Source organism: Nocardia sp. AB354 (assembly GCF_049538315.1).
Lineage (GTDB): Bacteria > Actinomycetota > Actinomycetes > Mycobacteriales > Mycobacteriaceae > Nocardia > Nocardia nova.
On sequence record NZ_JBMVFU010000019.1, the window covers coordinates 118037 to 138728 of the forward strand.

General features: G+C 66.6%; 21 protein-coding genes and 1 pseudogene. 17 read left to right on the forward strand and 5 right to left on the reverse strand.

Features of this window, described 5'->3' with window-relative positions; genetic code table 11:
* Window positions 1–227 precede the first annotated feature (227 nt).
* Window positions 228–1217 carry a sigma-70 family RNA polymerase sigma factor gene (locus ACPCUW_RS25105; RefSeq protein WP_063010019.1) on the forward strand — a complete coding sequence of 330 codons (990 nt, stop codon included), beginning with the start codon at window positions 228–230 and terminating at the stop codon, window positions 1215–1217.
* 10 nt (window positions 1218–1227) lie between these two features.
* A pseudogene (locus ACPCUW_RS25110) lies at window positions 1228–1843 on the forward strand (MFS transporter); the annotation flags it as partial.
* A gap of 88 nt (window positions 1844–1931) precedes the next feature.
* Here the strand turns inward: ACPCUW_RS25110 and ACPCUW_RS25115 are convergent.
* Together ACPCUW_RS25115 and ACPCUW_RS25120 are read right to left on the reverse strand one after the other, a co-directional pair.
* Window positions 1932–2075, reverse strand: coding sequence for a hypothetical protein (locus ACPCUW_RS25115; RefSeq protein WP_156055884.1), 144 nt, complete (start codon window positions 2073–2075; stop codon window positions 1932–1934).
* Between the two features lie 249 nt (window positions 2076–2324).
* The gene (locus ACPCUW_RS25120) at window positions 2325–3209 is read right to left on the reverse strand and encodes a LysR substrate-binding domain-containing protein (protein WP_423427458.1); all 885 of its coding nucleotides are present in this window, start codon (window positions 3207–3209) and stop codon (window positions 2325–2327) included.
* 117 nt (window positions 3210–3326) lie between these two features.
* On the opposite strand from ACPCUW_RS25120, the gene ACPCUW_RS25125 reads away from it, so the two are divergent.
* Window positions 3327–4112 (forward strand): alpha/beta fold hydrolase, encoded by a 786-nt coding sequence (locus ACPCUW_RS25125; RefSeq protein WP_423427459.1) that lies wholly within the window; start codon window positions 3327–3329, stop codon window positions 4110–4112.
* Between the two features lie 32 nt (window positions 4113–4144).
* Entirely contained in the window at window positions 4145–4957 is an 813-nt protein-coding gene (locus tag ACPCUW_RS25130) for an alpha/beta fold hydrolase (protein ID WP_423427461.1), read from the forward strand.
* Window positions 4958–4965: 8 nt separating this feature from the next.
* Here ACPCUW_RS25130 and ACPCUW_RS25135 read toward each other — a convergent pair whose 3' ends face one another.
* On the reverse strand, window positions 4966–5385 hold the full coding sequence (locus ACPCUW_RS25135; RefSeq protein ID WP_064907840.1) for a VOC family protein: 420 nt from the start codon (window positions 5383–5385) through the stop codon (window positions 4966–4968).
* A 160-nt stretch (window positions 5386–5545) separates the two neighbouring features.
* Between ACPCUW_RS25135 and ACPCUW_RS25140 the strand changes: the two genes are divergently transcribed.
* Window positions 5546–6100 (forward strand): AAA family ATPase, encoded by a 555-nt coding sequence (locus tag ACPCUW_RS25140; RefSeq protein WP_423427462.1) that lies wholly within the window; start codon window positions 5546–5548, stop codon window positions 6098–6100.
* On the opposite strand, the gene ACPCUW_RS25145 is transcribed toward ACPCUW_RS25140, so the two are convergent.
* A complete protein-coding gene (locus tag ACPCUW_RS25145) occupies window positions 6097–7194 on the reverse strand; it encodes an acyl-CoA dehydrogenase family protein (protein ID WP_423427463.1) in 1098 nt (365 codons plus the stop codon). The genes ACPCUW_RS25140 and ACPCUW_RS25145 overlap by 4 nt on opposite strands.
* A gap of 49 nt (window positions 7195–7243) precedes the next feature.
* The gene (locus ACPCUW_RS25150; RefSeq protein WP_423427464.1) at window positions 7244–8437 is read right to left on the reverse strand and encodes an acyl-CoA dehydrogenase family protein; all 1194 of its coding nucleotides are present in this window, start codon (window positions 8435–8437) and stop codon (window positions 7244–7246) included.
* Between the two features lie 209 nt (window positions 8438–8646).
* On the opposite strand from ACPCUW_RS25150, the gene ACPCUW_RS25155 reads away from it, so the two are divergent.
* From ACPCUW_RS25155 to ACPCUW_RS25210, 12 genes are all read left to right on the forward strand, one after another.
* Window positions 8647–8835: a ferredoxin gene (locus ACPCUW_RS25155; RefSeq protein ID WP_030518642.1), complete on the forward strand. Its 189-nt coding sequence runs from the start codon at window positions 8647–8649 to the stop codon at window positions 8833–8835.
* Window positions 8836–8879: 44 nt separating this feature from the next.
* A complete protein-coding gene (locus tag ACPCUW_RS25160) occupies window positions 8880–9797 on the forward strand; it encodes a 3-oxoacyl-ACP reductase (RefSeq protein ID WP_030518641.1) in 918 nt (305 codons plus the stop codon).
* 279 nt (window positions 9798–10076) lie between these two features.
* A complete protein-coding gene (locus ACPCUW_RS25165; protein WP_030518640.1) occupies window positions 10077–10841 on the forward strand; it encodes an MlaE family ABC transporter permease in 765 nt (254 codons plus the stop codon).
* A 4-nt stretch (window positions 10842–10845) separates the two neighbouring features.
* Window positions 10846–11697 (forward strand): ABC transporter permease, encoded by an 852-nt coding sequence (locus ACPCUW_RS25170; protein WP_030518639.1) that lies wholly within the window; start codon window positions 10846–10848, stop codon window positions 11695–11697.
* 5 nt (window positions 11698–11702) lie between these two features.
* Window positions 11703–12920 (forward strand): MCE family protein, encoded by a 1218-nt coding sequence (locus tag ACPCUW_RS25175; protein WP_423427466.1) that lies wholly within the window; start codon window positions 11703–11705, stop codon window positions 12918–12920.
* 2 nt (window positions 12921–12922) lie between these two features.
* On the forward strand, window positions 12923–13948 hold the full coding sequence (locus tag ACPCUW_RS25180) for an MCE family protein (protein ID WP_030518637.1): 1026 nt from the start codon (window positions 12923–12925) through the stop codon (window positions 13946–13948).
* Window positions 13945–15006: an MCE family protein gene (locus tag ACPCUW_RS25185; protein WP_064907851.1), complete on the forward strand. Its 1062-nt coding sequence runs from the start codon at window positions 13945–13947 to the stop codon at window positions 15004–15006. The genes ACPCUW_RS25180 and ACPCUW_RS25185 overlap by 4 nt, the downstream gene beginning before the upstream one ends.
* On the forward strand, window positions 15003–16268 hold the full coding sequence (locus tag ACPCUW_RS25190) for an MCE family protein (protein WP_063009957.1): 1266 nt from the start codon (window positions 15003–15005) through the stop codon (window positions 16266–16268). Before ACPCUW_RS25185 ends, ACPCUW_RS25190 begins: the two co-directional genes overlap by 4 nt.
* On the forward strand, window positions 16265–17512 hold the full coding sequence (locus tag ACPCUW_RS25195; RefSeq protein WP_423427467.1) for an MCE family protein: 1248 nt from the start codon (window positions 16265–16267) through the stop codon (window positions 17510–17512). Before ACPCUW_RS25190 ends, ACPCUW_RS25195 begins: the two co-directional genes overlap by 4 nt.
* Window positions 17509–18933: an MCE family protein gene (locus ACPCUW_RS25200; RefSeq protein ID WP_423427469.1), complete on the forward strand. Its 1425-nt coding sequence runs from the start codon at window positions 17509–17511 to the stop codon at window positions 18931–18933. Before ACPCUW_RS25195 ends, ACPCUW_RS25200 begins: the two co-directional genes overlap by 4 nt.
* On the forward strand, window positions 18930–19778 hold the full coding sequence (locus ACPCUW_RS25205) for a hypothetical protein (RefSeq protein ID WP_423427470.1): 849 nt from the start codon (window positions 18930–18932) through the stop codon (window positions 19776–19778). Before ACPCUW_RS25200 ends, ACPCUW_RS25205 begins: the two co-directional genes overlap by 4 nt.
* Window positions 19775–20275 (forward strand): h domain protein, encoded by a 501-nt coding sequence (locus ACPCUW_RS25210; protein WP_030517392.1) that lies wholly within the window; start codon window positions 19775–19777, stop codon window positions 20273–20275. The genes ACPCUW_RS25205 and ACPCUW_RS25210 overlap by 4 nt, the downstream gene beginning before the upstream one ends.
* The last annotated feature ends 417 nt before the right edge of the window (window positions 20276–20692 follow it).

Here is a 20692-nt window from a genome sequence, read left to right on the forward strand (position 1 = left end):
CAGAAATAGATAGCTCGCCGAAGTAAATAACCGGCAATCGATATCGCCGCGCCCGGCACAGCACCGCCGGGCGCGGCGATTTCGTGTCGCCGAAACGCGGTGAGTTCTGTGCACCGCCGGTCCGTCGAGTGCCATTGCATGGCCGCGGCCTGCTGAGCACGGCGTTCGTGTCGATGCCCCTACTTCCGGGGTGTTTTCTGTCGGTGGCCTGTGCCACAGTGATCCGCATGAGCGAACAAGCTTCCGCCGGCACGGTCGACGACGTGCTGCAGCAATTCGAGAGTTACCGGCGGGAGCTGTGTGCTTACGCCTATCGGATGTTGGGTTCCTCGTTCGAGGCAGAGGACGCGGTTCAGGAGACTTTCACTCGGGCCTGGAAGGCCTACGACTCGTTCGAGGGGCGGTCCAGCCTGCGGTCGTGGCTGTACAAGATCACCACGAACATCTGCCTGGACATGCTCGACGGCCCCCAGCGCCGGGCCCGGCCGATGGACCTGTCCGGACCGTCGAGCCCGGACAGCCCGCTGCCGCCGCCGCAGCCCGATTACGTCTGGGTCGAGCCGATTCCGAACGCACTGGCCTTCGGCGCCGACCCGGCCGAGCACGCCAGCACCAAGGATTCGCTGCGGCTGGCGTTCGTGGCAGCCTGTCAGCATCTGCCGGCCACCCAGCGGGCGATCCTCATCATGCGTGAGGTGTTGCGGTTCTCGGCCAACGAGACGGCCGAGATGTTGATGATGTCGCCGGCCTCGGTGAACAGCGCGCTGCAGCGGGCCCGCGCGACGATGTCGAAGGTGCAGCCCTCGGAGTCGGGCGGCTACGACGAATCCGACGACAGTCAGCGCAAACTCGTCGACGGCTTCGTGCGCGCCTTCGAGGCCTACGACATGGACGCGCTCACCTCGCTGCTGAAAGAGGATGTGGCGCTGTCGATGCCGCCCATCGAGCTGTGGGTCTCCGGTCCGGAGAACGTCGCTCGGTTCATGCTCTCGCCCGGACCCTCGGCCTGCCGGGGTTCGCGGCTAGTTCCCCTGGAAGGCGCCAACGGACTTCCGGCCTTCGGTCAGTACAAACCCACCGGGGAACCCGGGGTCTTCTCGCCCTGGTCGATCACGGTGCTGGAATTCGACGGTTCCGCGATCAGCGGACTGAACTTCTTCCTCGACACCGACCGGTTGTTCCCGCTGTTCGGATTGCCGCCGGAGTTGCGCGACTGATCCGTCGTGGATCGTGCAGGGCCCGCCGGTCGGGTGGGGGTCCGGATCGACCTGGGCCGTCCTGGCGCTCGCGGTCGCACTGTTGGCGGCCTTCCTGGGCCTGCAGGCCCGTCGCAGCGAACCGCTGATGCCGCTGTCGATCTTCCGTGCGCCGAATCTCGGTGCGGCCAGCCTGGCTCAGGTGCTGCTGGGTGCGGCCTGGGTGCCGATGTGGTTCTTCCTGAACTGCTGGTCCTGGGGGCCGGGCTGGTCTGGCTGACCTTCATCCGAGCCGACGGCACCTTCTGGATCGACGTGCTGCCCGGATCGCTGCTGGCCGCATTCGGCATGTCGCTGGCGTTCGTCCCGTCGCTGCAGACCGCCATCTCCGCGGCGCGGCCGGAGCAGGGCGGCCTGGCATCCGGACTGGTGAACACCGGCTATCAGATCGGATCGGCGCTGGGGCGGCGGTGGTCACCGCGATCGCCTCGGCCGCCGGAGCCGACCGCATCGATGACGCCGATGCGCTCACCGACGGGTTCTCGGCCGCATTCGGTGCCGCGGCGGGGATCGCGGTGCTGGCGGCGGCGCTCGCCTGGGCGACATTCCGGTCGGTTCGGCGCGAGCGCGTGCCGGCCGATGTGTGACCGCGCTGCCCAACGCTTGGCCCTCGACCCCGGTCGGGGGCCACTCGGCGTGCGCGGGGCACGAAAATGTCTGCGCGCCTTCGAGGTACTAGTCGATCGCCTTGGCGGTCAGCCAGATCGTGATGACGACTCCGGCGGCCACCGCCATGCCGATGTGGCCGGGGGAGCGTGCGTAGTCGTAGCTCGAGAGCGCCGCGACGGCCGCCATGACGAACATCAGCGAACGTTTCACCCTGTCCCCCCCACCTCTCGGGGTTCAAGCATACGAGAGGCGGAAGTGGTTGCGCCACAGGAGAATACCCGCATCGTGCCACGCTGCCGTTGCGAAGTGTTCGCCCATGACCGAGGGGCGCCTGTGGCACGCGAGTAGCTCGGTGGCTCGAGCGGCTCGAGCTGGGCGCGACGGAGGATCGTGCTATCGCCCGGACGAAAGATGCTGGGGCGGACAGGATTCGGTCGTCGTCGTGCGACGATCAGGCGGTCAATCGGGCACGGTGTGGCAGGCCTCGATGAGGGTCCGTAACTCGGCGCGCGGCGGATCGGGCCGCACCGCGAGATAGCTCGGCATCCTCGGCTCCGGGTTGCGCAGCGGACGCCAGACCACGCCCGGGAACGACAAGTGCGCCGCCTGGGCCGCGTAGTACACGGTCCAGCTCGGCGCGCCGAAGCCGATCGCGGCCAGCGTGTCCTGTTCGGTGGTGAACTCCGGTCCGAAGACCGGTGCGAAGCCGGCCTGCCGGCACGAGTCGGTGACCAGGTCGTAGAGGGCGGGATTGCGCGTGCGGCCGACCAGCCGCAGTGGCAGCTCCGCGAAACGCGCGAGATCGATCTCCCACAATACCGCGAGGTCGTGGCGAGCGGGAATCGCGGCCACGAGGCGGTCCGACCACAGCGGCAGCAGTTCGAGCCCGGGTTCCTCGCGCGCACCGCGCACGATCGCCGCGTCCAGTTCACCCGAGCGCACCCACTTCATCCGATCCGCCGTCTCGGCGTTGACCAGTTCGAGGTGGGCGTGCGCGGCGCGGTGGGCGAAGGCGACGAGAATGCTCTCCAGGCGAGTGCCCAGACCGGTGCTGGTGCCCAGCCGGATCGTGCCGGTGCGTTCGATGCGCAGGTCGTCGATGGCGGCACGGGCCTGCGCCACCGCGGCGAGGACCTGTTCGGCGTGCGGAAGCAGTCGCCGCCCGCCCTCGGTGAGGCGCACGGTGCGGGTGGTCCGCTCGAACAGCGCGACGCCCAATTCCCGCTCCAGGCGGGTGATCTGCTGGCTCACGGCCGACTGCACGATGTGCAGCCGCACGGCCGCGCGTCCGAAGTGCAGTTCCTCGGCCACGGTCAGGAAGTACTGCAATTGGCGGAGCTCCACGGCGCGAGATTAATCAGTTTCGGTGAACAGTGCCAGCGCGGTTCGACCGTTTTTCGGCGCGGCCGAACGCGATTTCCTGGTCACAGCACATCGGAAACCGCACCGGGAGTGATGACCATGCCGTATCTCGCCGTCGACGACGTCCAGCTGTACTACGAGGATCAGGGAACCGGGCAGCCGCTGTTGTTCCTGCACGGCTGGGGTACCAGCGGCCGGGTCTGGGGCGCTCAGCAGGCGGCGCTGGTCACCGAGTTCCGGGTGGTCACCCTCGATTGGCGCGGCTGCGGGCGATCGGACCGGCCCGTCGCCGGCAACAACCTGACCGGTGTGATCGCCGACCTCGTCGAGCTCATCCGGCGGCTCGGGTTGCATCGCCCCATCGTCGTCGGATCCTCGGTCGGCGCGACCTTCGCGACCGAACTGGCGCTGGCTCATCCGGATCTGCTCGGCGGTGTGGTCGCGGTGGACGGTCCGGCCTACTGGCCCGGGCAGGGCATGCCGCTGGCCGAGATCATCGGTGAAATGCGGGATCACCGAGCCGAATTCGTCGCGCGGTGGGTGCCGAACTGGTATGCCCCGGGAACCTCGCCGGCGCTGGTGGGCTGGACCGTACGACAGATCCTCGATTCGGGTGTGTACATCGACGAACTGTTCCACCTCTTCGCGACCTACGATCCCCGCCCGCGACTGCCGCACCTGCGTACGCCGATTCACTACCTGCACGGCGAGTTGGACGCCGAAATTCCGGTGGCGGTGGCGCGGACGTGCGCGGCCCTCACCCCGGGCGCGCGAGTCGGCGTGATCGACGGCGCGGGCCATATGCCGCAACAGGAACGAGCGGCCGAATTCACGGCCGCGCTGCGCGCGGCGATCGCCGACTTCACTCTGCAGGCCGCGGCCTGATGACCGAAACACCTACGACACAAGGAAATTCGATGAAATTCGCAACGGCCGCAATCACCGGGGGTACCGCCGAGGTCGCCTACCACATGACCGGAACGGGTCCCGCGGTCGTGCTGGTCCACGGCACGGCGGCCGCACGCGACCAGTGGGCGCCGCTGACCGCCGATCTCGCCGACCGCTATACCGTTGTGGCACTGGACTATTCCGGTTCGGGCGACACCGTCGACCACGGCGGCCCACTCACCGTCGCTGATCTGGCCGCCGAGGTGCGCGCCGTCGCCGATCTCGCCGGGCTGGACCGGTTCCACCTGGTCGGGCATTCCCTGGGCGCGGTGGTGGCCGCGCACGTCGCCGCGACCGCACCCGACCGGGTTCGTTCCCTGCTGATGCATGCGGGCTGGGTTCGCACCGACGCTCGGATGGATGCCGAATTCCGTTACTGGATCCAGGTGCTGCGCGCCGACGCCGCCTACGGCACCAGCCTCTTCGCGCACATGCTGCCGCTGATGGCATTCGGTCCGCGCTACTGGGAGCGAACGAGCGCGGAGGAGAACGCGACCCTGGTCGAGCAGCTGGCGAAGGTGATCGCGCGCGGTGCCGCCCGCCAGACCGAGGTGGATCGCACCGTGGATCTCACCGATCTGCTCGGCCGCATCACCGCGCCGACGCTGATCCTCGCCAGTGCGCACGACCGGGTGGTTCCGGCGGCGCAGCAACAGCGGCTGCTCGCCGCGATACCCGATGCCCGCTACGCCGAGATCGACGCCGGCCACGGCGCTCCGGGCGAGGATCCGGCCGGCTTCCACGCCAAGATCATCAATTTCCTGGACGCGCAAACGGCGTGAACGCCCGGTCAGTTGCTGCCGGGATAGTCCATCCAGAAACCCTCCCAGTGGTGACCGTCGGGGTCGACGAAGGCGCGGCTGAACATGCCTACCGCCTCCTCCTGGGCGCGCTTGTCCTCGCTGACCTCCTCCGTGGCCCCGGCGCCCACCGCGGCCGCGATCAGCGACTCGACCTCCGCTCGACTGCCCAGCGACAGCGCGTAGATGGAACCGGTGGCCGCCCGGGTGTCGGCGATCGGTCGGTTGGTGAATGTGTCGAAGTACCGCCGGACCAGCAGCATCACGCAGATGTTGTCGTCGACCACCACGCACGCGGCGTTCTCGTCGGTGAAATCCGGATTCACCTTCCAGCCCAGCGCCTCGTAGAACGATGTGGACCGCTCCAGATCCTCGACGGGGAGATTGATGAAGATCATCTTGCTGGCCATGCTCGGTCCTCTCGCGGCATCGGTACGTGTCGTCTGTAAAGACGCGGTGGGCGCGGCAAACTCATCGGACGCCTCGGCGTACCCCCTCTGAGCTGCACTGATGCCGCATCGACCGGGAAAATCGCTCGCGGTCGAATGTCCTGCGCGATACCGTCCGGCCATGACGAGTGCCGTCTATCTCATCACCGGCATCCAGGCGGCCGGAAAGTCGACGGTCGCGCAGGCCCTCGCCGAACGACTGCCCCGTTCCGCCCACGTTCGCGGTGACGTGTTCCGCCGCTTCGTGGTCGGCGGCCGCGCCGAGATGTCCGGCGAACCGAGCGGAGAAGCCATGCGGCAGTTGCGGTTACGCCACCGCCTGGCGGCCGCGACGGCCGGCGAATACGCCGCCGCGGGATTCACGGCGGTGGTCCAGGACGTCGTCCTGGGTGAACTGCTGCCGTGGATGATCGAGCAGATCCGCACCGACCCGCTGTACCTGGTCGTGCTGACTCCACGTCCGGCCGCGGTGGCTCGGCGTGAGGCCGGACGGGATAAAAAGGCCTACGGGGTCTTCACCGTGGAACAGCTCGACACCGTCCTGCACGCGGAAACGCCACGCGTCGGATTGTGGTTGGACACAACGGATCTCACGGTCGAGGAGACCGTCGAAGAGATTCTCGCCCGGGCCGAACCGGTGGAGCGGCGGATCGGCCCGGGCGAGCGCCTGCGTTAGTGGGCCTCGGCCAGGAGGGTGCCCAGCGCACGCAGGTGGTCGGTGGCACCGCCGAGCGCGAATTCGTTGTGTTTGGCGGCGGTGAAGTAGCACTGCACGATATGGTCGCGGTCGATGCCGACGCCGCCGTGCACGTGCACGGCGGTGTGTGCGATCCGGTGACCGGCCTCGGCGGCCCAGAACTTGGCGGTGTGAATCTCCGCGTCCGCCGGCAGCCCCTCGTCGACCCGCCACGCGGCCTGGGTGACCGCCAGCCGCAGCCCCTGCAGATCGATGTAGCCGTCGGCCAGCCGCTGCGCGACGGCCTGGAAGCTGCCGATCTTGCGATTGAACTGCTCACGCTCGCGGCCGTATTCGGCGACGAGTTCGACCGCGCGCTCCAAGGTGCCCAGCTGCTGCGCGGCCAGACCGAGCCAGCCGTGGTTCAGCAGCCACGCGAGGATTTCCGCGCCGTCGTCCACGGTGCCGATCAATTCGGCAGGGGTGGAATCGAATTCGATCTCGGCCTGCGGGCTGCGGTCGACCACCTGCTGCGGCGTGATGCGCGCGTCCGCCGGGTCGACCAGGAATACCGCTGCCGTGCCGGAGACCGTGGCGGGCACCAGGATCCGCCCGGCCTGCGCGGCGAAGGGAACAACCGTCTTGGCGCCGACCAGCTTCCAGCCGCCGTCCTCGGTCGCGGTCGTGGTGGGCTTCGCCGGCTCCCAGTTGCGTTCCTCCGACAGCGCCACGGTCAGAATCGTCTCGCCCGCACCGGCTTTCGCCGCCAGTTCGCGCTGCGCCTCGTCGCCCCAGCGGGCCAGGGCGCCGGCGCCGAGCACGACCGACCACAGATAGGGGACGGGGGCGGCGGATTTGCCGATCTCCCGAAGGATCGCGGTCTGCTCCAGCGCGCCCAGGCTGCTGCCGCCCACCGATTCCGGCAGCGCCGCCGCGAGCACTCCGGTCTCGGCCAGCGACCGCCAGAGCTGTTCGTCGAAGCGGACCTCGGCCTTGTCCAGTTCCCGCAGCCGGTCGGCGGTGACCAGTTTGGTGCAGACCTCGCCGGTCAACCGCGCGAGATCCTGCTGCCCCTCGGTAAGTGTGAAATCCATCGTTGTTCCTAGTTCTTCGGCGTTTCCGATGTTCCGACCGGTCTGCGGCTCAGCGGGCGGCAGCGGGCTGTTTCAGGGCGGTCATCGCGATGATGTCGCGCTGCACCTCGTTGGTGCCGCCGCCGAAGGTCAGGATCAGGCAGGCGCGATGCATCCGCTCGAGCCGTCCGCGCAGCTGCGCGCCGGGGGAGTCCTGCCGCAGATATGCCTGCGGGCCGAGGATCTCCATCAGCAGTCGGTAGGCCTCGGTGGCCAATTCGGTGCCGAGCACCTTGCATGTGGAGGCATCCCACGGCCGCGGCGCGGCCTCTCCGCCGGCATCGGCGCCCGAGGCGATCTCCCAGTTCAGCAGCTTCAGGAACTCGACCTTGGCGTGCACGCGCGCCAGATTCAGCCGCACCCACTCGTTGTCGATCACCCGCGCACCGGTGGAATCCTTGGTGTCGCGCGCCCACTCGGTGGTCTGCGCGACCGCCAGCGCCAGCGGCGCCGCCGAGGTCAGCGCCACCCGCTCGTGGTTGAGCTGGTTGGTGACCAGCGCCCAGCCGCCGTTCTCGGGGCCGACCATCGCCGAGTGCGGAACCCGCACGTCCTGGTAGTAGGTGGCGCTGGTGTCGGGCCCGGCCATCGTGTGCACGGGCGTCCAGGAGAAGCCCTCGGCCGAGGTCGGCACGATGAACATGCTGATGCCCTTGTGCTTCTTGGCGGTCGGGTCGGTGCGGGCGGCCAGCCAGATGTAGTCGGCGTACTGGATGAGGCTGGTCCACATCTTCTGGCCGTTGATCACCCAGTCGTCACCGTCGCGGACCGCGGTGGTGCGCAGTGACGCCAGGTCGGTGCCCGCGCCGGGCTCGGAATATCCGATGGAGAAGTGCAATTCGCCCGCGGAGATCTTGGGCAGGAAGAACTTCTTCTGCTCCTCGGTGCCGTAGTGCATGATCGTCGGCGCCACCGAGTTGATGGTCAGGAACGGCACCGGCGCGCCCGCGACGGCCGCCTCGTCGGTGAAGATCAGCTGATCCATCGTCGAGCGATCCTGGCCGCCGTACTCCTTGGGCCAGCCGAGGGTGAGCCAGCCGTCGTGGCCCATCTGCTGAACGACCTCGCGGTAGACGTTGCCGTGCCCGTACTCACCGGTCTGCGACGACAAGGCCTCGCGGCGCTCCGGCGTGATCAGCTTGGCGAAATATTCGCGGAGCTCGGCGCGCAGCTGCTCCTGTTGCTCGGTATAAGCAATCCGCATGGCGGTTACCTCGTACTCGGTGATGGTGATGGCGGATGTGACGACATCGCCCCTGTGACGATCAGCGCCGGGGCCGATCTGCCCTGACGTCGATCATTGCATATCTACTGAAACATGTTCCAGTATGGAAACCGAATCCGGCCGCTTCGGCCGCAGCGGCCCGGCCGGGCTTGTAGGCTCGGCACTACCTGGTGGTGAAGGAGTTATCAATGAAGGTCAGTGTGGATTTCGACCAGTGCGAGGCCAACGGTATTTGCGTCGGAATCGCCCCCGACGTCTTCGAACTCGACGATGAGGATCAGCTGCACATCCTCACCGCCGACGTGCCCGAGGACCGGCTCTCCGATGTCGAGACCGCCGTCGCGCAATGCCCCAAGGCTGCCCTGCGGTTGCAGTGAAATGGATGCTTGCCGATAACTGGAACACGTTCTAGAGTCACGGCGTGAGTGAATCGTCGAATCAGTCGGGGACGGATCTGTCCGGCAAGGTAGCGATCGTGACCGGAGCCGGCGCGGGCCTCGGGCGGGCCGAAGCGCTGGCGCTGGCCGGGGCCGGCGCATCGGTGGTGGTCAACGATCTGGCCGAGAACGATGCGGTGGCCGCCACCCTCGCCGATATCCGCGCGCTGGGCGCGAAAGCGGAATTCGTGGGTGGCAGTGTGGCCGAGCGCGCCACCGCCGATGCCCTGATTCGCACCGCGGACGAGACCTTCGGCGGTGTGGACATCGTCGTGAACAATGCGGGAATCGTCCGTGACCGCATGCTTTTCAATCTCTCCGACGAGGACTGGGACGCGGTCCTCGCGGTCCATCTGCGCGGCCATTTCCTGTTGTCGCGGAATGCCGCCGCCTACTGGCGCGGTAAATCGAAGGAATCTGGTGCTCCAATTTACGGGCGCCTGATCAACACATCGTCGGAAGCCGGTTTGCTGGGTCCGGAAGGGCAGCCGAATTACGCGGCCGCGAAAGCCGGAATCACAGCGCTGACGCTGTCCGCCTCGCGCGGTTTGTCGCGATACGGCGTGCGTGCCAACGCCATCTGCCCGCGGGCCCGGACCGCCATGACGGAATCGGTCTTCTCCGCCGCTCCCGAAGGGGATGTGGACCCGTTGTCGCCGGATCACGTCGCCCGTCTGGTCGCCTACCTGGCCTCTCCCGGCGCCGATGCGATCAACGGTCAGGTGTTCGTCGTATACGGCCCGATGGTCGCGCTGATGGCCGCGCCCGAAGTCGAGGCCCGCTTCGATGCCGCCGGCGCGGAATGGAGTGCGGACGCGCTGGCCGACACACTCGGAACCTACTTCGCCGAGCGCCCCGCCGGGCGTACGTTTTCTGCGAGTTCGCTGCACGATCTCGGCTGATTATCAGGTGCAGGTCATCCGACCAACTCCGGTTGATCGGCGGTCTCGCACTTGGTAGACATGGGGGTCGAAGGTTGTGGGGTGCCTCACAAAGGCGTTCTGTACACCGTATGAACCTGTTCTAGCTTCCGAGATGAAGCTCGGATGAAAAGAGCAGGTCAAAAATGTCAAATTCTCTTCCGATTCGATGTGAACGTGTTCTAATCTTCGGAGCGGAAGAGGTGTGGAGGCTCGCTTGCGCAGCGTTGCGCGTACGGGTCGGCAAGGAGGAATCGCGGAATGAACGAGGTTCTTGCCGTGCCGTTGCGTGCGGTCGGCGGGTTCTTCGAACTCGTGGCCGCTGTGGCGCGGGCCTTGATACGTCCGCCATTTCAGCGACGGGAATTCGTCGACCAGTCGTGGTTCGTCGCACGGGTGTCGATCATCCCGACCATCCTGGTCGCGATCCCGTTCACGGTTCTGGTGAGCTTTACGCTGAACATTCTGCTGCGCGAAATCGGCGCGGCCGATCTTTCGGGCGCGGGCGCCGCATTCGGAACGGTCACCCAGGTCGGTCCGATCGTGACGGTGCTGATCGTCGCCGGCGCCGGTGCCACCGCGATCTGCGCGGACCTGGGTGCGCGCACGATCCGGGAAGAAATCGACGCCATGAAGGTGCTCGGTATCGATCCGATCCATCGCCTGGTGGTGCCCCGCGTACTCGCCTCGATGTTCGTCGCGGCGCTGCTCAACGGCCTGGTCTCGACGATCGGCATCGCCGGCGGCTTCCTGTTCTCGGTTCTTCTGCAGGGAGTCAACCCCGGCGCCTTCGTCAACGGGCTCACCCTGCTCACCCATACGCCGGAGCTGGTGATCTCGGAGGTCAAGGCCGCGCTGTTCGGTCTGATCGCCGGTCTGATGGCCTGCTATCTCGGTCTCAACGTCAAGGGCGGTCCTAAGAGTGTGGGTGACGCGGTCAACCAGACGGTGGTTTTCTCCTTCATGGCTCTGTTCGTGGTGAACGTCGTGGTCACCGCCGTCGGCATCAAGTTCACGGTGCGGTGATCCGATGGCGTTCGTAATCCAGTCCCGCTTCCCCCGTACTGTTCGACGTGTGCGGCGGGTTTCGAGTTCGATGGACGGAATCGGGCATCACGCCCAGTTCTACGCGAAGTCACTGGCCTCGGTGCCGAAGGCGTTCTCGCACTACCGCACCGAAACCATTCGCCTGATCGCCGAAATCAGCATGGGCACAGGCGCTTTGGCGGTGATCGGCGGCACGGTGGTGATCGTCGGCTTCCTCACCCTGTTCACCGGCGGCACCATCGCGGTGCAGGGCTACAGCTCGCTGGGCAATATCGGTGTCGAGGCGCTGACCGGATTCTTCGCCGCATTCCTCAATGTGCGCATCGCGGCACCGGTGATCTCGGGCATCGGGCTCGCGGCGACCATCGGCGCCGGCGCCACGGCCCAGCTGGGCGCCATGCGGGTGGCCGAGGAGATCGACGCCCTGGAATCCATGGCGATCCGGCCGATGCCTTTCCTGGTGGGCACCCGGGTGCTGGCGGGCATGATCGCGATCGTTCCGCTCTACGCGCTCGCGGTCATCGCGTCGTTCGTCGCGAGCCGCTTCGCCACGGTCGTCATCTACGGCCAGTCGGCCGGTGTGTACGACCACTACTTCTCAACATTCCTGATTCCCAGTGACATTCTGTGGTCGTTCGTACAGGCGATCCTCATGGCCTTGGCGGTCATGATGATTCACACCTATTACGGCTACAACGCGACCGGTGGACCGGTCGGTGTCGGAATCGCGGTCGGTAACGCGGTGCGCGCCTCGCTGGTGGCAGTGGTGTCGGTGACCCTGCTGATGTCGCTGGCGATTTACGGCACCTCCGGCAACTTCCATCTCTCCGGGTAGGCGGTATGGCGGCAAATAAACTCGTCGAAAAGGAAGGCGCCGGCAAGTTTTTCGGCGCCGGATGGGGTGTCAAGCTTTCGGGGGTGGCGCTGATTCTGTTTCTGGCCGCGATCGTCGCCGTCGCTTTGACGATGTTCGTGGGCGGATTCAGCACGTCGAAACCGGTCTATCTCGACGCCCCGCGGGCCGGCCTGGTGATGGACAAGGACGCGAAGGTCAAGATCCGCGGTGTGCAGATCGGCCACGTCTCCGATATCGCGTATACCGGCGACCAAGCTCGGCTCACCCTGGCGATCGAACCCGATCAGCTGAAGATGGTGCCCGCGAACGCGACCGTGGATATTCGGTCCACCACCGTCTTCGGCGCCAAATACGTGAACTTCGTCGAGCCGGAGGTTCCGTCCGCGCAGCATCTGCAGGCCGGCGCCACGCTGACCGCGCAGTCGGTGACCGTCGAATTCAATACGCTGTTCCAGCATTTGACCGATGTGCTCGGCAAGATCGCGCCGGAGAAATTGAATGCGACGCTGACCGCGCTCGGCACGGCATTGCAGGGCCGCGGCGACAAACTCGGTCAGCTGCTGGTCGACAGTGACGAATATCTGCGCGACATCAATCCGAGCCTGCCCGATCTGCAACGCGATCTGCAGACCTCGGTGGGAGTCACCAATCTGTACGCCGACACCGCGCCGAACCTGTTGCGCACCACCGACAACGCGGCCGTGACGAGCAAGACCATCGTCGACCACCAGGACAGCCTCGACGCGGTGCTGCTGAATCTGATCGGCCTGGCCGACACCACGGGCGCGGTGCTGAAGGAGAACGAGAACGGCCTGTCGACCGCACTGGATCTGCTGCGCCCGACGGCCGAACTGCTCAACGAATACAACCCGGCGCTGTACTGCCTGGTCGAGGGTGTCGCGGGCGCGATTCCGCGAGCCAACGAGATCTTCGGCGGCACCGGGCCGTGGGTGACGTTGAACGCCAGTTTCATGCCGGGCGGCACGCCCTACACCTATCCGAAGGATTTGCCGAAGGTGAATGCGACCGGTGGCCCGCACTGCGAGGGCATCCTCGACCGTAAACCCGGTAGCCACGCGAACTATCTGGTCACCGACACCACTGAGGGACGGGTGTACACGCCGGAACTGTCCACCCATCTGAACGGGCCCCGGGTCTTCCAACTGCTGTTCGCGGGGCTGCCGGGGGTGGGTACTCCGTGAGCATCAAACCGCACGCCACCGGCGTCAAACTCGGAATCTTCACGCTCGTGATGGTTCTGGTGCTGGCCCTGTTGGTCGTCATCTTCTCGCAGATGCGCTTCGCCCGGGAGAACGGCTACCACGCGGTGTTCACCAGTTCCTCGGGCATGCTGCCCGGGTCCAAGGTGCGCATCGCGGGTGTCCCGGTCGGATCGGTGAAGAGCGTCAAGGTCGGCAAGGACCATCTGGCCCATGTCGATTTCGACGTCGACCGGCAGTACAAGCTCTATGTCAGCACCCATGCCGCGGTGCGCTACGAGAATCTGGTGGGTGACCGGTATCTGGAACTGATGGACGCCCCGGGCACCGCGCAGGTGCTGCATTCCGGCGGCACCATCGGTCTGGACAAGACCAAGCCGGCGCTGGACCTGGACATGCTGCTGGGCGGTTTCAAGCCGCTGCTGCGCGGCCTGGACCCGCAGCAGGTCAACTCCCTGACCGAGGCGCTGCTGCAGGTCTTCCAGGGCCAGGGCGGCACCCTGGTCGCACTGCTGAACAGCTCCGGCTCGTTCGCCAAAACCCTGGCCGACCGCGACGCCCTCATCGGCAGCGTGATCGAGAATTTGAAGACGGTGCTGGCCACCATCGACGATCACAACAAGGAGTTCGACACCACGCTGACCGAATTGCAGCGTCTGGTGAGTGGCCTGGCCGCGGACCGGGATCCGATCGGCGCGGCGCTGCCGCGACTGGCCGGCGCCACCGGAGATCTCACCGATCTGCTGAAGCAGGCGCGCCCGGACCTCAAGGCGACCTTCGACCAGCTGGGCCGGCTCTCGGACAATCTCGACCAGAAGTCCGACGATGTCGAGTGGGTCCTGCAGAACCTGCCCACGACCTACAAGGAGCTGGTGCGGCTCGGTTCGTACGGCTCGTTCCTGAACATGTACGTGTGCGGAACGAATTTCCTCGTGGACGGCCCGGACGGTAAGCCGATGCATGTGAATCTGCCCGGTCTGCAGACGACCGGAAGGTGTTCGACGAAGTGAACCAGACCTCCCCGCTCATCAAACACGGCGTCGTCGGCGTCGTCCTGGCGGTCGCGATCGCGTTGTCCGCCCTGCAGTTCGACCGGCTTCCGTTCATTCGCAGCGGCGCCGAATTCACCGCGTATTTCGCCGATGCCGGCGGTCTGGTGACCGGTGACCAGGTTCAGGTCGCCGGTGTCCGCACCGGTCAGGTTGAGGATGTCAGCCTCGACGGCCCCAAGGTGAAGGTCCGGTTCAGCCTCGACGAATCCATCGTCCTGGGGAAGAAGACGACCGCCGCGATCAAGACCAACACCGTGCTCGGGCGCAAATCCCTGGAGGTCGATCCGCAGGGGTCCGGTGCGTTGCGCAGCGATCAGCCGATTCCCTTGGAGCGCACCACTTCTCCGTATTCGCTCAACGACGCCCTGGGCGATCTGAGCAATACCGTGAAGGGGCTGGACACCGACCAGGTCAACAAGACTCTGGACGCCCTGTCGGACGCCTTCGCCGACACCCCCGCGCCGATGCGTTCCGCCCTGGACGGCATCACCCAGCTCTCGCGCAGCCTGAACGCCCGCGACAAGGCGCTGACCGAACTGCTCTCGCACGCGCAGAACGTCACCAAGGTGCTCTCGGATCGGTCGAACCAGATCAACTCCCTGCTGCTGGACGGCAACAACCTGCTCGGCGAGCTGGACGCCCGGCGCACCGCCCTGAGCCAGTTGATCGTCTACGTCAACGGGCTCGCGCAGCAGCTGACCGGCTTCGTCAACGACAACGAACAGAGCCTGAAACCCACACTGGACAAGCTGAATTCGGTGCTGCAACTGCTCGAGCGGAACAAGAACAACCTGAACCAGGCCCTGGACGCCCTCGGACCGTTCGAGGCGGCGCTCGGTGAGCAGGTCGGCAGCGGCCCGTACTTCCAGGCCTACGTCTCCAACGCCACGAGTATGACGTTGCAGCCGCTGGTGGACGCGCTGGTCTGGCCCCAGCATGTACCCGAATCGTTCTGGAAGTACCTGACCACCCCGCCGCCCTCGATCGGGCCCGCGATCCAGGAGCCGCCGCGATGAACGCGATTCGCACGATCACGAAGGTGCCGAAATGGGTCCGCGTCGTGGCCGCCGTCCTGGTGGTGGCGCTGGCGGGCTGGATCGTCTACGGCGCGGTGAGCAATATCGGCAAGACCCACATCACCGCCTATTTCCCGTCCACCACCGGGCTGTACGCCGGTGACGACGTGCGAGTGCTGGGCGTCAAGGTCGGCAGGATCGATTCGATCGAGCCGGGCCGGGACAAGACCAAGGTGACGATGACGGTCGACCGCGGCGTCGACATTCCCGCCGATGCCAAGGCCGTCACGGTCTCGCCGAATCTGGTCTCGGCACGCTTCGTGCAGTTGGCGCCGGTCTACACCGGCGGCCCGAAGATGCACGACGACGGCGTGATTCCGATCGAGCACACCGCCGTGCCGGTGGAATGGGACGACATCAAGGCCGAGCTGACCAAACTGTCCAAGGCCCTGGGGCCGATCGGTGAGGATCAGCAGGGCTCGTTCGGCCGGTTCGTCAACACCGCGTCCGACAATCTCGCAAACGGGAACGCCCAGGCGCTGCGGGACACGCTCCACGAGTTGTCGAGCACGCTGAATACGTTGTCCGACGGTCGCACCGACCTGTTCGGCACCGTCCGCAACCTGCAGCAGTTCGTCGACGTGCTCTCCAAGAGCAACGATCAGATCGTGCAGTTCGGCGGGCGGCTGGCCTCGGTGTCCTCGGTGCTGTCGGGCGTCTCCGACGACCTCGGCGCCGGACTGGACAATCTCGACTCGGCGGTGGCCGACGTCAAACGCTTCCTGGACGAACGCGGCGGCCAGCTCACCGAGAGTGTGCAGAATCTGGCGCAAGTGACCCAGATCCTGGCCGACAAGCGTCCGCAGCTCGAGCAGGTCCTGCACTCCGGCCCGGTCGCGCTGGCGAACTTCTATCAGATCTACAAGCCTGCGCAGGGCACGCTGACCGGCGCCGTGGTGCTGCCGAACTTCCGCAATCCGTTCGCGTTCCTGTGTGGCGCCGTCGAGGCGCTCGAGGACAACGGTTCGCAGCGGACCGCCGACCTGTGCAAACAACAGGTGGCGCCGGTGATCAGCTCACTGATGATGAATTACCCACCGCTGCTGGTGAATCCGGCGTCCGGACAGCAGGCCTTCCCGAGCCAGCTGACCTTCTCGCCCCCGAGCCTGGCCGACCGCGTCGAGTATCCGGCGCCCGGCGAGGCTCCGGCCGAGGTACCCAGCGGTCTTGCCGGCCTGGCGATTCCGGGAGGAGGACGATGATGCGACGCGGACGGATGCGACTCGCCGGCGCCGCCGTCGGTCTGGTGATCCTGTTGGGCGCCACCGGATGCGAGTGGGACGGTCTGAACACCCTGCCGATGCCCGGTGCGGCCGGAACGGGTGAGGGCGCCTGGCAGATCAAGATCCAGATGCCGAATGTCACCACGCTGACCCGCAATTCGCCGGTGCAGGTGGACGACGTCACGGTCGGCACGGTGAAGAACATCCAGGTCGAGGATTGGCACGCGCTGGTCACGGTGAGCCTCGAGAAGGGTGTGCACCTGCCCGCCAACGCGGTGGCCGCGATCGGGCAGACCAGCCTGCTCGGCAGTAACCACGTCGAGCTGTCGGCGCCGAAAGACGTTGCGCCGGAGGGCCAATTGAAGCCCGGCGATGTGATCCCGTTGTCGCGCGCGAGTGTCTATCCCACCACCGAGCAGACGCTGTCGTCGCTGTCGGTGGTGCTCAACGGTGGCGGTATCTCCCAGCTCGAGACCATCACCCACGAGCTGAACAAGACCTTCTCCGGGCGGTCGGATGCCATCCGCGATCTGCTGCCGCAGCTGGCGCAGCTGACCAGCACCCTGGACGGTCAGACCAAGGACATCATCGACGCGATGGGTGGGCTGGACCGTTTCGCCGGACAGCTGAACAACCAGAAGGAACAGGTGACCCGGGCCGTCACGCAGCTGCATCCGGCCCTCACCGTACTGGCCGACCGCCGCGAGAACATCACCAAAACGATTACCGCACTGGGTGATCTCAGCGATGTGGTGAGCCGGGTGATCGCCGAGAGCGGTGACAACCTGAAGGCGGATCTGGCCAATCTCCATCCGGCCCTGGAATCGCTGGCCAGCACCGGAACGAAACTGGCCGACGCCCTGCAGATCCTGCTCACCTTCCCGTTCCCCATGCGGAACTTGAACAAGGCGCTCAAGGGCGACTACCTCAACCTGCTGATGACCGTCGATCTCACCGGCGCGCGGCTGGATTCGAACTTCCTCACCGGTACGCCGCTGGGCGGACGCTTCGGCGGGGTCGAGGGCGCGCTCGGCACGATCGCACCCGATACCGCGATGGGCAAGGGTGACCCGATCACCGGGCCGATGCAGCCGCCGCCACCGCCCGCGCCGAACACGGCGGCGCCGACGCCGAGTCTTCCCGGCCTGCCGCCGATTCCGAATCTGCCCGCCATACCCGGGCTGACGGTGCCCGCGCCGCAACAAGGGGGTGCGGGTCGATGAAACTCAGCAAATTCGTCCGGACGCAGTTGGTGATCTTCTCGATCCTGACCGTGATCGGCTTGGTCGTGATGGCGGGCGTCTACGTCCACCTGCCGGCCATGGTCGGTATCGGCCGCTACGGCGTGACCGTGAAACTGGAGGCCACCGGCGGGCTGTACCCGACCGCGAACGTGGCCTACCGCGGTACCAACGTCGGCAAGGTCGAGGATGTGAAGCTCACCCCCGAGGGGGTCGACGCCAAGCTGTCGATCAACAGCGACTTCAAGATTCCCGGTGATGTCGATGCCTATGTGAAGAGCGTGTCGGCGATCGGCGAACAGTACGTGGATCTGGTCCCGGCCGAGAATCCGCACGGCGGGAATCTGCACGACGGTTCGGTGATCCCGGTGCAGCGCACCAGACTTCCGCAGGACGTCGGCGATATGCTCGACCAGGCCGACCGGCTGCTCAGCAGTGTCGCCGACACCAAACTGCGCCAGGTCATCGACGATGCCTTCACCGCGTTCAACGGCGCGGGCCCGGATCTGCAGAAGTTCATCGACTCCGCCTCGCTGCTGGTGCAGGAGGCGAAGAAGAACACGAACGAGACCAAGGATCTGCTCGACAAGATCGGCCCGCTGCTCGACACCCAGAACCAGTCCGACGCCGCGATTCGTTCGTGGACAAAGGATTTGGCGATCGTCACCGATCAGTTGCGCCAGCACGACCCCTCGCTGGGGCAGTTGCTCGACCGCACCCCCGCGGCCGCGCAGAAGGTGTCGCAGACCTTCCAGGATCTGCGGCCGACGCTGCCGCTGCTGCTGTCGAATCTGACCAGCGTCGGCCAGGTCGGGGTGACCTACCACGCAGGTGTGGAACAGATCCTGGTGATCTACCCGCAGCTGGTGGCGGCGCTGCTGACATCCATCCGCGGGCCCACGCAATACGGCGCCATGGTCGACTTCATGCTCGGGCTCAACGACCCGCCCGGCTGCACCACCGGCTTCCTGCCGCAGGATCAGCGCCGCTCGCCGGCCCTGAAGGACACCCCCGACACGCCGCCGAATCTCTACTGCAAGGTGGCGCAGAACGCCAAGGAAGCGGTGCGCGGTATCCGCAACACGCCGTGTGCGGACGTGCCGGGTAAGCGGGCTCCGAGTCCGGAGCTCTGCCACGACCCGCAGGGTTATGTGCCCGAGGGCGACAACCCGCCCTTCGGCGATCCGCACCCGGTCACGCCGTCCGGTGAGCCGGCGGCCAACCCCGGCGACGCTCCGGCCGCGCAGAGCCAACCGGCGGCGGCACTGCGCACCTACGACCTGAAGAACCACACCTTCACCGGACCCGACGGCCGGACCTACCGACAGGGGGATGTGGGCCCCGACGGATCGGGCACTGTACCGTCCAGTTGGCAGGCGATGCTCGAGGAGCAACAGAAATGAGCGAATCGAATTCCACACCCACCGGTCGCGTCCGGCGCCGGGCCAGCCGGCAGGCCGGAGCGCCGACCGACGCGATAGCGGTCGACCGGACCGAGAGTTCGCCCTCCGACGAAGCGACGGTGAAGCTCGGCACCGCGGGCGCTGCCGACGAGACGGTGCAATCGTCGAGCACATCGCCGGCGAAGGCGACCGAGTCCTCCTCCGAGGCGGCATCGAAGGTAGTGTCCGGCGCCGACGCGAAGTCCGAGACCACCGTAAAGCTTTCGACGGCGGCCGATGACGACACGACCGTGCGGCTCACCGACTCCGCGGCGGAGACGGCAGCGGCGGACACCTCCGAGCCATCGAAGCGCTCACTCGGACCGCTGGGCTGGGCGGCCGCGGTGGTGGCGGTGCTGTCGTTGATCCTGCTGGTTGGCTCGGGCGGCTTCTTCGCCTACCACCAGCATCAGGTCGGCGCCCAGGCCGACCAGCGCGCGGAATATGTGCAGACCGCCAAGCAGGCGATTCTCAATCTGACCAACATCAAGGACGACACCGCGAAGCAGGACATCGACCGGGTGCTCTCGGTCGCCTCGGGACAGCTCAAGCAGGAGTACTCCGAGCGCAAGGACGCCTACGCGCAGGTCGTGCAGCAGGCCAAGGTGAAGGCCAGCGGCGAGATCATCGAGACCGCGGTCGAAAGCCAGGACGACCACACCGCGAAGGTACTGGTCGCGGCCAAGCAGACCCTGACCAACGCCGGTGCCAAGGATCCGCAGGAGCGCTACTACCGCTTCCGGGTCACGGTCGACCGCGACGACAACGGTGGTATCACCGCCTCGCAAGTGGAGTTCGTGGCATGAGCAGACAAGGTTCCGGCAAGCTGCGTCCCATCCTGTTCATCGGTGCGGCGGTGCTGTTCGTGGCCGCGGTCGCGATGGCCTCGGTCACCGGCTACAAGTACTGGTCCGACAAACAGGTCGAGCAGGCCCGTACCGACTCGGTACCCGCGGCCCGGCACGCGGTGGAGTCGGTATTCACCTACGACTTCAAGACCGTCGACGCCGAGTTGCCGAAATCGGCCGACAACCTCACCCCATCGTTCCGCAAGGACTACCTGAAGCTGATCCAGCAGGCGATCGCACCCGGCGCCAAGGAGAAGCAGCTCACCGTGCAGGCCACCACCACGGCGGCCGGTGTGGTGTCCGCGGAGCGCTCGCACGCGGTGGTCCTGCTGTACCTGAACCAGGTGACCACCAGTAAGGACTCCCCGCAGGGCACGGTGACGCCGAGCCGGGTCCGCGTGGCTCTGGACAAGGACGGCGGCCACTGGCTGGTCGACGCCATCACCCCGATCTGATCCCGCGTTAAGCGAATCCCGTTATCCCCGTTAAGGGTTCGTCCCTACCGTCGACGGCACAGCGATTCCGAGGCGGGATCGGTGGTCGATACCGGCTCCGGTCGCGGCGCAGATCTCCCGCCGGTGAAGCGCGCCTGTGCCGCACGGACCGACCGTGTGGTGATCCGGCGGGTGCGGCGGAATCCGGGGTGGCGGGTACGCGGCGACCGCCTGCCCCGGCGGAGGCCAGGACCGAGATTCGGTGTGGGCGGCGCTCTCCGGCTGCCGGACGGTCGGTTCGAAGGGTGTACCCGCCTCGGGTCGCTGTGCAGTCGCCGGAACGTTCGCCCGGCCCCGCCGGGGAGCGTTCGCCGCGGGCCTAGGGCCTGTCCTCAAAGCCATATGAGCAGGGTGGCCAGGTCGAGCATGCCTCGGTAG

What these genes read in the sequence shown, in the direction of transcription:
- ACPCUW_RS25105 (WP_063010019.1), top strand. Translation starts at nt 228, where the DNA reads ATGAGCGAACAAGCTTCCGCCGGCACGGTCGACGACGTGCTGCAGCAA.
- ACPCUW_RS25125 (WP_423427459.1), top strand. Translation starts at nt 3,327, where the DNA reads ATGCCGTATCTCGCCGTCGACGACGTCCAGCTGTACTACGAGGATCAG.
- ACPCUW_RS25130 (WP_423427461.1), top strand. Translation starts at nt 4,145, where the DNA reads ATGAAATTCGCAACGGCCGCAATCACCGGGGGTACCGCCGAGGTCGCC.
- ACPCUW_RS25135 (WP_064907840.1), bottom strand. Translation starts at nt 5,385, where the DNA reads ATGGCCAGCAAGATGATCTTCATCAATCTCCCCGTCGAGGATCTGGAG.
- ACPCUW_RS25140 (WP_423427462.1), top strand. Translation starts at nt 5,546, where the DNA reads ATGACGAGTGCCGTCTATCTCATCACCGGCATCCAGGCGGCCGGAAAG.
- ACPCUW_RS25145 (WP_423427463.1), bottom strand. Translation starts at nt 7,194, where the DNA reads ATGGATTTCACACTTACCGAGGGGCAGCAGGATCTCGCGCGGTTGACC.
- ACPCUW_RS25150 (WP_423427464.1), bottom strand. Translation starts at nt 8,437, where the DNA reads ATGCGGATTGCTTATACCGAGCAACAGGAGCAGCTGCGCGCCGAGCTC.
- ACPCUW_RS25155 (WP_030518642.1), top strand. Translation starts at nt 8,647, where the DNA reads ATGAAGGTCAGTGTGGATTTCGACCAGTGCGAGGCCAACGGTATTTGC.
- ACPCUW_RS25165 (WP_030518640.1), top strand. Translation starts at nt 10,077, where the DNA reads ATGAACGAGGTTCTTGCCGTGCCGTTGCGTGCGGTCGGCGGGTTCTTC.
- ACPCUW_RS25170 (WP_030518639.1), top strand. Translation starts at nt 10,846, where the DNA reads ATGGCGTTCGTAATCCAGTCCCGCTTCCCCCGTACTGTTCGACGTGTG.
- ACPCUW_RS25175 (WP_423427466.1), top strand. Translation starts at nt 11,703, where the DNA reads ATGGCGGCAAATAAACTCGTCGAAAAGGAAGGCGCCGGCAAGTTTTTC.
- ACPCUW_RS25190 (WP_063009957.1), top strand. Translation starts at nt 15,003, where the DNA reads ATGAACGCGATTCGCACGATCACGAAGGTGCCGAAATGGGTCCGCGTC.
- ACPCUW_RS25195 (WP_423427467.1), top strand. Translation starts at nt 16,265, where the DNA reads ATGATGCGACGCGGACGGATGCGACTCGCCGGCGCCGCCGTCGGTCTG.
- ACPCUW_RS25200 (WP_423427469.1), top strand. Translation starts at nt 17,509, where the DNA reads ATGAAACTCAGCAAATTCGTCCGGACGCAGTTGGTGATCTTCTCGATC.
- ACPCUW_RS25205 (WP_423427470.1), top strand. Translation starts at nt 18,930, where the DNA reads ATGAGCGAATCGAATTCCACACCCACCGGTCGCGTCCGGCGCCGGGCC.
- ACPCUW_RS25210 (WP_030517392.1), top strand. Translation starts at nt 19,775, where the DNA reads ATGAGCAGACAAGGTTCCGGCAAGCTGCGTCCCATCCTGTTCATCGGT.